Below are 12,731 nucleotides of genomic sequence, written 5' to 3' on the forward strand. Positions count from 1 at the left end.
AAAGTTAAAGGCGGGATTGTTTAATCCCGTCTTTTTTACTATTTCACCGGGATATTCCCGGGTTCTTTGCCCAATGCATCCAATAATGGGGTGAGATGCTTTTCATAGTTACGCCAACGCTCTACTGACTGCTTATAGATTGGCTTACGCACCTGGGCAACGCTAGCTGTTCTTACTTGACGTTTATTGTTGTAAAACTCCAAGCAAGAGTCGTCCCATTCAAGCTGACAATATTCCACTAAGCGACGAGCTTCGGCTTCAATATCAGCCACAATGTCTTCGTACTGAACTTCCAGAAAACTTCCTTCTGGAAGAACTTTTCTCCAATGATTCATGAGGCGCATATAGTTTTTGTAGTGTTCAGCCAGTTCATGCAAGTCATAGGTAGCCGACTGATGTCGATTAAACAATCTAGTAAAACAAGATAAGCAGGTATCTATTGGATTGCGTTTGACATGGATGATTTTTGCATTAGGCAACATGAGCGGAATCAATCCCAATAGCATATAGTTGCTTGGCATCTTATCGGTAATATGCAATGCATTTGGGGCATATGCATTTAATCGTGCAATGTAATTTTTACCCCATTGAGTAAGCTTATCTCCACCTAAATCGCGAAGACTATTCGGGTATAAATTGGCTGAATTACTTCGATCCGCAGTCTCAATAGATTCAATTAAATCGCTGATCTCACCCGCCCCAAAGACCTCGGGGTGGCTTGCTAGAATTTGCTCAGTTAATGTGGTGCCAGACCGTGGCATACCCAATACAAATATAGGCAAGGGGGATGTTGATCCACCTCCCTGATGTGCCTTAAAGTACTCCGGTGTGAACGTAGCAATAATTTGGTCTATGTAAGCACCTTCTTCAGCAGCGCTGTAATGCAACTTTGCCCGCTTCAGTTTAGCGCCTATTGAAAAATTCTCAAAGGCCCTATCGTATTCATGTAAATCGTCGTAAGCTTTTCCCAATGCGTAATGCAAAGAAATTCGTCGGTCATTCGTTAATCGTTGGTTGCCCGTTAATGCATTCTCCAATGCAATTAAATTAGCGCTTCCCGCCTCTACTTTTTTAATTTGCGTTAAATGAAAACGAGCGTCTAGATTGTCGGGCTGAAGTTGGATAGCATTATTAAGATACTCTTCTGCAAGCTCTATATTGCCGGCCTCTAAACTTAAATTGCCAAGGCCAGTAAATGCATCGGCTGAATCAGGCTCAATAACTAAAGCCTCTTGGTAAAGCGCTTCTGCAGCACTAGCTTTGCCAAGCTCTGTATAGATTGCTGCCAATTGGCAGCGAGCATCCACCTTATCAGGGGCATTTTTTAGGGCAGTCAAAAGCAGCTGCTCAGCCTCAGGTAAGCGATCCTGCTCATTAAAAATACGCGCCAAGCCTGTTAACCCCTCCGGGTAACCGGGCCGAAGCTGTAGGCAGCGCTCTAGTAACCTACCCGCAATGTCGATCTCATCTCGTTTTAATCTTGCTAAACCAAGATTACAGAGTGCTTCTGGATAACTCTCATTCAAGCTAAGTGCTTTTTGCAAAATAGGAATTGCCTCATCAGCACGATCAAGCTCAACCAATACAGCGCCTAAATTACTAAGCGACTCTAAATAGTCGGGAGCAATGGATATAACACGCTGATACCATTCAATCGCACTATTTTTATCTTTCTCAGCGCGCGCAATGCTTCCCATATTATTGAGGGATTGCAACATATTGGGTGCCAATGCCAAAGCACGCTCGTGGCAAGATTTTGCTTTTACAAATTCTTTATTGTCATAGAAGGCAATACCCAGATTGCTATAGCCCATAGCCATAGAGGGGTCTAATTGAATTGCTTGCTCACCGTGATAAATGGCATCCTGATGGCGACCCATCTGACGACTCATCTCAGTTAAGTTGCAGTGAAAAAGCGCGACCTTAGGTTCAATAGCAATCGCATCTTTAATCAACTGACAGGCTAGCGGTCCCCTGCCCTGCTGGTGGGAAACCACGCCCAATAAATGAAGGGCATGTGCATGTTTTGGGTTTATAGCCAAAACTTGGCGCAGTACTTGCTCAGCCTCATGAATTCGACCGGCACCTTGCAGTTGACCAGCCACTTGCATTGCCTGATCAATGGTCAACGGAGATTGCATGGGAGCGTTGGAAGTTTTTACCAAGGCCGCATTTTGCGTATTCGCAATCCGTTTTTTGGCTGGCACCTGAGGTACATTTAACTGCTGCAAGGATTGCTTTAACTCCATAAGCACGGGATCCCAATTGCCGAATTGGGGTTGATTAAATATCCGCAAATTTGGATACCATGGGCTATCCGAACGCTTAATTAACCAACGCCACTCTGAATCAAAACGATTGAGCATCCAGACCGGCTTACCTAAAGCACCGGCCAAATGCACCATAGATGAATCTACCGAGATGATCAAATCTAAATTACTAATCAATGCAGCTGTATCTGCAAAATCAGTTAATTCTTCGGTCCAGTCAATCCAATCAATTGAGTCGGGAAGTTGTGGTCGCCCTTCTTCGGGGGCCCATTTTTGTAAACTCACCCAAGTGATGTTCTCACCTTGCAACACAGGCAACAACTTTTGTAATTGAATACTTCTTCTTCCATCGTATTGGTGGGTCTTTCGTCCAGCCCATGCAATTCCGACCCTAAAGCGCCCTGGGGCATCATGTTCCAAACGATCTCGCCAGTGATTTTTAGCCGCTTGAGAAACACCCAAGTAAGGCACATCAACGGGTAAATTATCCAAACGCGTCTTTAATGCACGCGGTAAAGACATCAAAGGGATATACCAATGCCACGTAGAGTAATCGGCTGGCATGCGATTTAAGAGCACGACTTTATCGCCAAAGGACCACTCTAGAATTCTCAAACTTGGTGAGGAAGAAATAAAACCCACTTTTGTAAATTTCTGAGTAGCTAACTTTAAAAAGCGTGCGAACTGGAATATATCTCCAAAACCTTGTTCAGTAATGATAAGAAGATTTTGATTTTCAGTGCCCGCTTGCCCATCCCACTGCGGCAAAGGGCATTCTGGTTTTTTAAAGTTCGCATTTACGGTTTCCGCCGAACCAGTCCACCTGGACTCATAGTTATCCCAGCCTGCTTCCCAGTCGCCCAGCTTTAATTGAGCCATACCCAAATTCAATCTAGCCATAGAAAATTCAGGCGCAATTTGAACAGCTTTCTCAAAGGCATTTTTAGCCTCTTGCACATAGCCCATGTCCTGCAATAGGAATCCATAACTATTGAGCGCTGCAGGGAAATTGGGCTCCAACTGTAATGCACGTTCATAACTAGACTGAGAGTCTTGGAAGCGATTTAGGCGATATAACGAAATTCCTAGTAAGTGCCAAATTTGCGGGGATTGCTCACCACGCCGCACTGCATCTTCTAGCAATGCCAAAGCTTCGCTGTGATTATTTTGATTTTGTAACTGCAGGCATCGTTGAATAAATTGATCCACAGCAAGCGCTTGTTTAGTGGATACTATTTGAGCCAAAGCCTCTTTTGGAAACTCGGGCGCTTTTGCCGATCTGTAATCTTTAACTATTTCATACAAAGGCAATAGATGGCGGGCAAAATGCTTCCATCGGGCCAGAGAGGTTTTATAAATTGGCTTGCGAACTTGAGCAATGCTAGCCGTCTTAACTAGTCTGTCATTCTCATAAAACTTAAGGCACTCTGCGTCCCAAGGCAAGCCAATATATTCAGTAATTCGCTTGGCTTGACCCTCAGTATCAGCTATCAAGTCTTCATAAGCCAAATTCAAAATAGTACCGGGTGGTAATACAGACTCCCAGTGTTGCATCAAGCGCATATACCGAACGAAATAACGCCCTAGAGCCCCCAGGTCATAGGCAAAATCCATCGAATCATTGAATAAACGCGAATAACAAGAAAAACATGAATCCATCGGATCACGCATTGCATTAATAATTTTGGCGTTCGGAAAGATGAGGTGAATGAGGCCAATATAGAAAAAATTGGCCGGCATTTTATCGGTAATATAAGTGCTATCAGGGGAAAGCTTCCACACGCGCTTTACATATTCATCGCCAATTTTTTGTAGGCTTTTCTTATCCAGATGAACTACGCGATTGGCAAAAGAATCCTTGCCATTCTCAGTTACAAGCTCTGTAACCAAATCATTGAAATCACTTAATTCCCCTGCGCCATATACCGAAGGATGGCTAGCCAAGATTTGCTCTAATAATGTAGTGCCAGAGCGAGGCATACCTACGATGAAAATAGGAGAACTTGAGTTTTTACTCCAGCCTTTACGCTCTTCAAAAAAAGAGGAGTTAAAAGTGCGAAAAATTTCTTCAATTAACTGATCCGCCCTAATTTCATCTACAGGGAGTAAAGCGTGTTGCAATTGATTGCCTAAGGCATAGGCCGCAAAAGCACGGTCATATTGCCCGATATCATCTAAAGCCTTACCCAGTGCAAAGTTATACCGAATACGAACATGATCGTTAAATTGATGTTGAATTTGGTTGGCATTTTCCAAGATGGATAAATGCGGGTCATCTAGGGTATAGGTTTTAATTTGTGAGAGGTTGTAATGTGCCTCGACAAAATCTTTCTTGGCATCAATGGCCGCCTCAAAACCTGTTCTGGCTTTTTCTAAAAGGCCCTGCTCGCTATAAATAGCACCTAGATTATTTTGCGCCTCAGAATGTTGGGGATTTAATTCCGCAGCCTTGATATAAGCCTCTAATGCTTCATCTTTATTCCCGCTCTGCTCTAATGCAGAGCCTAGGTTATTCCACGACAAACCATGCTTAGGATTTAATTTCAGCGCTTTTTTGTAGGCTGCAACAGCCTTGGTATAGTCCTTCGCATCCGTATAAGCCAAGCCCAAATTAAAGTGAGCATCTACGTCTAATGGAGCCAACTTTACAGTAGCTTCACCCGCAGCAATTGATTCAGAAAGCCTTCCAAACCTGCGAGACATCTCCCCAAAATTGCGTTGAAATAAAAATGATTTTTTATCAAGATCAACCGCTTTGCTAACTAGTTGGAGTGCTAACTCGTGCTTACCAACTGAATACGCCAACATTCCGAGGCTATGCCATGCAGGCGCAAAATCAGGCTTCAGATTGACTATCTGCTGATAGATGCTTTCAGCCTCCTGAAGTCTTCCCGCAACTTCGAGTTGAGCAGCGGCCTGCATTTCAGCGGCATACTCATTCTTGACGACTTTCTTGCTAGGATCGGGTATTACTGAATAGTTACCCTTGGGTAAATGCGCAGGCCCTTTTGTAGAGATCGACTTGCGAGTAGTCTCGCGCTTGGGTTTATCTTTAGTGGCCACGGGAAAATCTTATTCATCAGGTATAGGTCACCCCATTCTACACAAAGGCTCCATCAGGGATAGAAGGGCATAATGGACTAAATTTACGAAAAATTGTCTTCACTTAATTACCTGCGCACCCTATGAATCATGGCTGTTCACATCCATCTTCTACACAATAGCCTTAGCAGCTTTCATAGCCATCCATATGGGGAAGCTATAGCCTATATAGAGGCTCTCAAGGCCATGGGGGGCACCGCTACTATTTATGCAAATACTGCTTGCGACAGTCGAATCCTCCATGATTTAAAAGCCCTACCCATATTTCCATGTGCCACTGACTCCATGGTGGATACAAATCCAAGCAGCGCCGAGCAATCGGAGTTTGTGAGCCTTGGAAATGCATTTGGTTCAGCACTAGCCAACCACCTTCCGAAAGAATTTACCCCGGAAGAAATTATTTATATTCCTTATGCTAGACAAAATGAGGCCCATGGAGTTGCCTTATGGTTAAAAACCATTCCGGCAGATAAGCGCCCAAAAATTGTTTTATTTTGTTATAGGCCAGAATTTAGATGGTCCCTCAACGATGATCGAACACGTTTTGAAGGAAACTTTACTTACTGGAGAGCGGTTGGAAGTGAGCTTATTGAGCAACTTGATTCCAAAAATATCTTACTAGCTAGTACTGATCATCGTTTGAGCGCAGCACTCCAAGCAGCCTCTGGAATAAAGGCATTAACAGTAAAGATGCCAACACTCTACCCACTCGATCCCGCTATCTTATTGGCGCAAACGAGAGATATTGATGTTGGCCTATTAGGAACATACCGACCCGAAAGAGGAAGTCAATTTTTAATTAACATCATCAAGCTTGTCGACACCAGACATCCTGGATTGCGCTACCTAGTCCAAGTCCAGAACTCCTCAGACTTCGAACAACTAAAGACAACCCTCAATGCCCTGCGTTTCCAGGGAAATTTAGAGGTGTTAATTGGCAATCCCGATCAAACAGAATATATGCAGCATCTTTCACGGTGTATGCTCTCTTGCCTTCCTTATGCCCCTGCTAGATATGCCACCCGCTCATCCGGGGTTCTATCTGAATGCGCAGCTTACGGGATTTCCATGGTGATTCCAGCCAATACCTGGCTATCCGATCGTTTGGATGCCGGGGAAATAAGTGCCCTCAAATTTGAATATTGGACCCCTGAGGCAATCGCCACATGCATTGAAATAGCCTTAAGCAATATTGGCCCAATGACTGAACGAGCAAAATATCTCTCGCATGCTTGGAGAAAGCAAAACAATGCGCAAAGAGTACTTGAAGATATTTTTTCCGAGCTAAAACTGGGTTTAGAAAAATAAGAAAAGCATAAACTCTTGGGCGCTAATTTATTGCGTTATTTTTAGATCCGATAAGGTGGGGTCGGATTTGTGAACACCGAGAATATTGATTCCAATAGGAAATGTTTTGTAGCCAAGGGATTCTAAAAACAAAACGATCTCCCCTTCTTTGGATTTAATTTTCTCCACAATCAAAATCGGTTTAAATTGACGCAATGACTGCTCTGCCCCAATCAAAGATTCCATCTCCATACCTTCGATATCGATTTTGATTAAATCAACTCGCTTTAAGGAGAGGCTATCTATTGAAAATAATCTAGTTTCGGTGGATGCACCTGACTCATAATCAATTTCCTGTCCAATAAATTCATTGGACTCCTTTTTTCGAAGCTCCAAACTTCCATAACTAGCTGGCTTCATATAATTTAGCTGTGGCACGGCAATAGTTCCGTTGCTGGCTCCAACTGCGCCCCAAACTGCTCTGGCATTAAAGCAATTATTCATCGCAACGTTGCCAGCCAAAGCATAAAAAATGCGTTCCTGGGCCTCAATTGATATTACCTCGCCCCACCCGTACATCGCTTTGGCCCACTCAATAGTGTGAACGCCAATATTGGCACCACAGTCAATTGCAACTACACCACTTCCGAAATGGGCTTTTCTTTGCTGCAGCAAAGCCAAAGCGAGACTAATTTCACCTTGATCGAAGGAGGAGGTATTAAGCAACTGATAACCAACCCCATAACCTCCGCCATCTACTAGATGGTAGTCATTCCGGTTTACTAGCATGGTGCCATGGTTTACTGCAACCATCACGAATGCGATAGGGCGTGTTGTTTTCATTTATGACTTTGTCAATTTAAAATCAGTTAAATTCAATAGCGTTATCACTATTTCATCTAAATTATTTTTTGATGTGTCCAGCATTACATCAGGATTGATGGGAACATCATAGGGTGAATCTATACCCGTAAAATCCAAAATTTTTCCCTGGCGGGCTTTTTTATAAATCCCCTTAGGATCTCGAGCCTCGCAAATATCCAAAGGGGTGTTGATATAGACCTCTACAAATTCATCCAGCCCAAATAATGCACGCGCACTATCGCGACCAATTTTGAGTGGAGATATGAGAGTAACCAAAACTACCAATCCCGCATCCACCATTAACTTTGCTACTTCTGCGGTTCGGCGAATGTTCTCAATGCGACTTTCTAAATCAAACCCCAGTGAACTATTTAAGCCTTGACGTAAATTATCACCATCTAGTACATAAGTCTTAATTCCATTGGCATGCAACTTTTTCTCAAAAGCATTTGCAATCGTAGATTTACCCGAACCAGAAAGGCCTGTAAACCAAAAGCATAGCGGTCTATGCCCATTAGCCAGGGCTCTATCCCCTTTGGTAATGTCGAATTGTTGATTAATTTTCATATTGAATGTGCTAGCTTAATACATCTATCCTGCACTCCCTGCGTCGCAAGTAAGAAGCCCTTGGTTGAGTTGCATGTCTTTAGCGACCTCCATGCGCTCACCATTTCCTGGGTGAGTTGATAAAAATGGAATGTTAGCGCCTTGCTTTAGCTGATCCAAACTTTTAGCTAGACGGTATTCGCCACAAGGGGAGTAGCCCGCCTGAATGACCCACTTCATGCCCAGCTCATCCGCAGCCCGCTCATCATCCCGATTGAAGCTTAAACCAGCCGCCTTTACCGCATTACCTACAAAAAAACCACTAAATGGCACAAAGTAGCTAGCAAGCATTCCCAAGGCCTGACTCGAAGCGCTCCAGGCCGTGTCTCGGACTTGGTTTCTACCGGGCTCAGTATGACCGAGTTGATGGTGTGCAAGTTCGTGACCTAAGGTAAAGGCCAATACATCCTGATCTTGACCAAATTGCTGCAAATAGCCATTAGTAAAAATGACAAGGTATTTTTCATTTTGCTGGACTGCGTAGGCATTAATTTCGGGACTCTGAGCTACCCCCAATAAAAATGGAACAGAACTAACTTGCTGCATCTTAAGGCGCGCTATTGCTAAATTTTGTTCACTCTTATTCTGGCTGGTTTTAGCCCCAACCCACCAACGATCATCTGGGAAATAGATATTGGTCGATTTTCCAACCCCAGAACTAGCGCATCCAAACAGGAATAAGCTACACACCACAATTAAGAAGGTAGTCCTCAGGCGCACTTCTGTCCTCTTACAAGCTGGGTAAAAATGATGGATATTCCATTAAAAAGTTGATTGGGGTTAAAAATACTCAATAAGAGCAAGAATAACCCCCTGCAAGATCCCCGCCTAGCCCCTAGTGATATGGAAAAACCTGCAAAATTAGTTCCTTGGAGCTCAATATTGGCTAAATTTGGATAAATTTTGAACATTTTGCTATTCATTTCAGGTCTCTGGACAATGCATTTGAGGCATTTGGCATGCTAAGATGCTTGAGAATTGAAGCACCCTCATTTTCTATATTTACAGGCAATCATGAGCAATAACCAAAATCCTTCCCGCCAATCAGACCAAGGCATTGATGAAGACAACGTCCTTTTATTGGGCAAAAACTTCAATATCGTTGGTGACCTCATTGGCCAAGGTACTGTGATTGTTTCAGGTAGGGTTGAGGGCAATATTTCCTCCAACAAAACCGTATCAGAAGCCGGATCCTCAGTCGTGGGAAATATTAACTGTACCCAATTAGATATATCTGGATCTGTTAAGGGCCTAATCCAAGCAACCAATGTCATCATTCGCAAAGGCGCACTAGTTGAGGGAGAAGTTCACTACTCAACACTAGCCATGGAACAAGGTTGCGAAGTTCTTGGAAAGCTAAAGAAAATCTCAGAAAAGCCGCTCCCCTCTAGAACATCAACCAGCACCCCTGAAACAAAAACCCAAACTGCAGAAGTGATCCTCTTAAACTTCCCCAATGAACTGAAGGCAAAACTACAAGGTTCAGGCGCACTATCTTCAGCACGTTTAACTCTGGTTGATGGCAGCACGGCACCAGCCTGGGTTAACCTAACCGGTGACAAACTTGGTCTTTTGGTAAGCAACAGTGAAATCCAAGAACTCAAAAATAGAAATGAAACATTGCAATTAAGATTGAATGCTGGAGAAAATTACTACGACTTCTCCCTTCCGCTCTAATATTAATTTACTGTAAAAACAAATTTAATCTTAGGGCCTATTAATAGTTGTGAAGAGCACAAGAACCTTATGTCTGGGGCTAGTAATTGCGCTTGGCCCATGCATAACCTATGCTGGTAGCCCTGATTCCAGCAACATCAACGATCCTGCGCTTGCTATAGTAAATGATGACCTAAAGTCTCTTCGATCAACCATTAAAAGAGAATTTGCCAATCAGAACGTCGCAAACTCTGAAGTTAAAAAAAGCCTTACACAATTAACAACTCAGAATGATGCTCTACTTGACTCAATAAATAACTTGAAGTCCGAGCAAGAAGTTGCTTCTAAAAATATTACTGAAAATCATCAGGCATTGACCCAATTCGCCCTCGCCTTATCGCTTATTACTATTCTTATATTTTTAAGTTTATGGGCTATTAATCAAAAGCTAAAAAAGGGAATCACTATTCGTTTTGGACAAGATAAGTCTCTCGATAAAGATAGTGAAGCCCATCCTGAAAAATCTCGTAGCGAAGTTTCCCCTACCGATAAAACACATGAAGATAATGGGTTCAACCAGCCCATCAGAGATCATGGAATTAGTGCAGAAGAATTTCAAAAATTAATGAGCCATCAAATCTCGAGCAACACATTTAGTCTAAAAACATCCATACCCGTCACCGAAAAAGCGCTTATATCCGCCACTATTGATGCTGCAATTGAAAAGAGAATGCAGGGCTTTATGCGGCCAGTACAGCCCCCAAAAATGTAAGCTCACCTCTTTTAATCCCATTGTGTTTTAGCTTATCTAGAGCATGTCAGCGCTATTTAATGCGGTCTAGGTGCAGACGGGTTAAGATTTCGTATGAATTCAACTGTCAGTGCTCCCATAGCCTTTGATTACCCTCAGCAAGATGCTGCTGGGGTAACCTGTACAGCCCAAGCTTGGGCAAAAGTTCCGCCCCATTTAGGCACCCCTGAAAAAGCAGCCGTAATAGCTCGTATTAAGCAACTTTTGGTCGAAAAGGATGCTGCTCTAGTTGCTCACTACTATGTGGACGGCGATATTCAGGATCTCGCCATGGAGACTGGCGGTTTCGTCGCTGACTCTTTGGAGATGGCTCGCTTTGGTAAGAACCACTCCGCTAAGAATTTAATTGTTGCCGGGGTGCGCTTTATGGGTGAGTCCGCAAAGATTCTCAGCCCCGAAAAGCGCGTATTTATGCCGGACTTGGATGCGACCTGCTCTTTAGACTTGGGATGTGATGCTGCTGACTTTGCTGCCTTTAGAGCTTTGCATCCTGATCGGGTTGTAGTGGTCTATGCCAATACTAGCGCAGCAGTAAAAGCCCAAGCCGATTGGATGGTCACAAGCTCTTGCGCATTAGCTATTGTTCATCAACTCAAGGTTGAAGGCAAAAAAATATTATGGGCACCTGATCGCCATCTGGGTCGATATATTCAAGAGCAAACTGGCGCTGATATGTTGTTGTGGAATGGCGCTTGTATTGTTCATGACGAATTCAAAGCTGCGGAACTGGAGATCTTAAAAGCCAAACATCCTCATGCGATGATTTTGGTTCACCCTGAATCACCACAGGCCGTGGTGGATTTAGCGGATGTTGTAGGCTCCACTTCAGCCATGATTAAGGCCGTTGTAGATGGAACAGCCACTGAATACATCGTTGCTACTGATAACGGCATCTTGCATCGCATGCGCCAGCTAGCTCCACATAAAAAGCTCATTGAGGCCCCTACCGCCGGCAATAGCGCCACTTGTAAGAGCTGTGCTCACTGTCCTTGGATGGCCATGAATGGTTTACAAGGAATTTTAGATTGTCTCGAGAATGCTTCTGGCGAGATCTTGATTGAAGAGCCTGTTCGCGTTAAAGCACTTACCTGCATTGAGCGTATGCTCGACTTTACAAAAGATCATCCAGAGCTATTAGCTAAAGCACAGCATGGTTTTGTAAAAAATATTGGTGCCGCGTAAGACTCTTGTTAGCCTCTTGCTTTTTTTAGTTCATGTTTTTATTTTTTGATTTACTTTTTTGATTTTCTTTTTTGACTTTTTAGACTGTCCCTCCTATGTATGAATACAACGAGACCTTAGAGCAAGCGCGTCAACGCAATATCGCTGATGCACTCATGGAGGATATTGGTACCGGTGATTGGACTGCCAAGCTCGTGCCTAGTAAGCAAGTTCATGCGCAACTATTAGTGCGTCAAGAGGCAGTCTTGTGTGGCGTCGATTGGTTTGAGGGAACCCTTAAAAAGCTTGACCCCAAAGCCAATATCAAATGGTATTACGTGGAAGGCGATTTGATGAAGGCCGATACGAAGGTCTGCGATATTGAAGCGGACTCCCAAGCCCTACTATCTGCTGAACGCACTTGCATTAACTTTTTGCAAACCCTATCTTGGACGGCCAGCATTACCCATCAACACGTGGATGCCATTGCAGGGGCAAGTCCCAATCCTAAGGGGTGCGCCGTATTAGATACACGCAAAACCATTCCAGGTCTACGTCAAGCTCAAAAATATGCAGTGCGTGTAGGTCAAGGACAAAACCAACGTTTGGCTTTATGGCACGGCATCTTAATTAAAGAAAATCACATTGCCGCAGCCGGTAGCGTCACTGCCGCCCTTAAAGCTGCCGAAGCACTTAACTCAGGGGTAGACATTCAGATTGAAGTAGAAAACCTTGCTGAACTCGAAGAAGCATTGGCGGCTGGCGCAAAAAGTATCTTGATTGATAACTTCACTACAGATCAGATGAAAGAAGCGGTTGCATTCACGGCAGGTAGAGCTTTGCTAGAGGCTTCTGGTGGCATTAACCTAGATCAGATGCGCGCCATTGCAGCAACGGGCGTAGACAGAATTTCACTAGGCAAACTTACTAAAGATGTAAACGCAGTTGATTTTTCAATGCGCATACAAGCTTAA

The 12,731-nt window shown here is 43.7% G+C and carries 9 protein-coding genes; 5 read left to right on the forward strand and 4 right to left on the reverse strand.

The features are described from left to right. Positions 1-38: 38 nt before the first annotated feature. Positions 39-5,333 (reverse strand): sulfotransferase, encoded by a 5,295-nt coding sequence (locus tag PNUC_RS10890; protein ID WP_011902937.1) that lies wholly within the window; start codon positions 5,331-5,333, stop codon positions 39-41. Positions 5,334-5,462: 129 nt separating this feature from the next. Here PNUC_RS10890 and PNUC_RS05735 point away from each other — a divergent pair, with 129 nt between their 5' ends. Beyond that, on the forward strand, positions 5,463-6,680 hold the full coding sequence (locus PNUC_RS05735) for a hypothetical protein (protein ID WP_011902938.1): 1,218 nt from the start codon (positions 5,463-5,465) through the stop codon (positions 6,678-6,680). Positions 6,681-6,707: 27 nt separating this feature from the next. On the opposite strand, the gene PNUC_RS05740 is transcribed toward PNUC_RS05735, so the two are convergent. The 3 genes from PNUC_RS05740 to PNUC_RS05750 are packed head-to-tail and all read right to left on the reverse strand — an operon-like array spanning position 6,708 to position 8,849. Then, entirely contained in the window at positions 6,708-7,502 is a 795-nt protein-coding gene (locus tag PNUC_RS05740; protein ID WP_011902939.1) for an FkbM family methyltransferase, read from the reverse strand. Next, positions 7,503-8,090 carry an adenylyl-sulfate kinase gene (cysC, locus tag PNUC_RS05745; protein ID WP_011902940.1) on the reverse strand — a complete coding sequence of 196 codons (588 nt, stop codon included), beginning with the start codon at positions 8,088-8,090 and terminating at the stop codon, positions 7,503-7,505. A 24-nt stretch (positions 8,091-8,114) separates the two neighbouring features. Further along, positions 8,115-8,849 (reverse strand): M48 family metallopeptidase, encoded by a 735-nt coding sequence (locus PNUC_RS05750; protein ID WP_011902941.1) that lies wholly within the window; start codon positions 8,847-8,849, stop codon positions 8,115-8,117. A gap of 294 nt (positions 8,850-9,143) precedes the next feature. Between PNUC_RS05750 and PNUC_RS05755 the strand changes: the two genes are divergently transcribed. The 4 genes from PNUC_RS05755 to nadC all read left to right on the forward strand — a co-directional run bounded on the left by PNUC_RS05755 (position 9,144) and on the right by nadC (position 12,731). Further along, positions 9,144-9,806, forward strand: a complete 663-nt coding sequence (locus tag PNUC_RS05755; RefSeq protein WP_011902942.1) for a bactofilin family protein — start codon at positions 9,144-9,146, stop codon at positions 9,804-9,806. Between the two features lie 49 nt (positions 9,807-9,855). Further along, positions 9,856-10,557: a hypothetical protein gene (locus tag PNUC_RS05760; RefSeq protein ID WP_011902943.1), complete on the forward strand. Its 702-nt coding sequence runs from the start codon at positions 9,856-9,858 to the stop codon at positions 10,555-10,557. A gap of 93 nt (positions 10,558-10,650) precedes the next feature. Next, positions 10,651-11,778: a quinolinate synthase NadA gene (nadA, locus tag PNUC_RS05765; protein WP_011902944.1), complete on the forward strand. Its 1,128-nt coding sequence runs from the start codon at positions 10,651-10,653 to the stop codon at positions 11,776-11,778. A gap of 95 nt (positions 11,779-11,873) precedes the next feature. After that, entirely contained in the window at positions 11,874-12,731 is an 858-nt protein-coding gene (gene nadC, locus PNUC_RS05770) for a carboxylating nicotinate-nucleotide diphosphorylase (protein ID WP_011902945.1), read from the forward strand.

This window comes from Polynucleobacter asymbioticus QLW-P1DMWA-1 (assembly GCF_000016345.1).
GTDB lineage: Bacteria > Pseudomonadota > Gammaproteobacteria > Burkholderiales > Burkholderiaceae > Polynucleobacter > Polynucleobacter asymbioticus.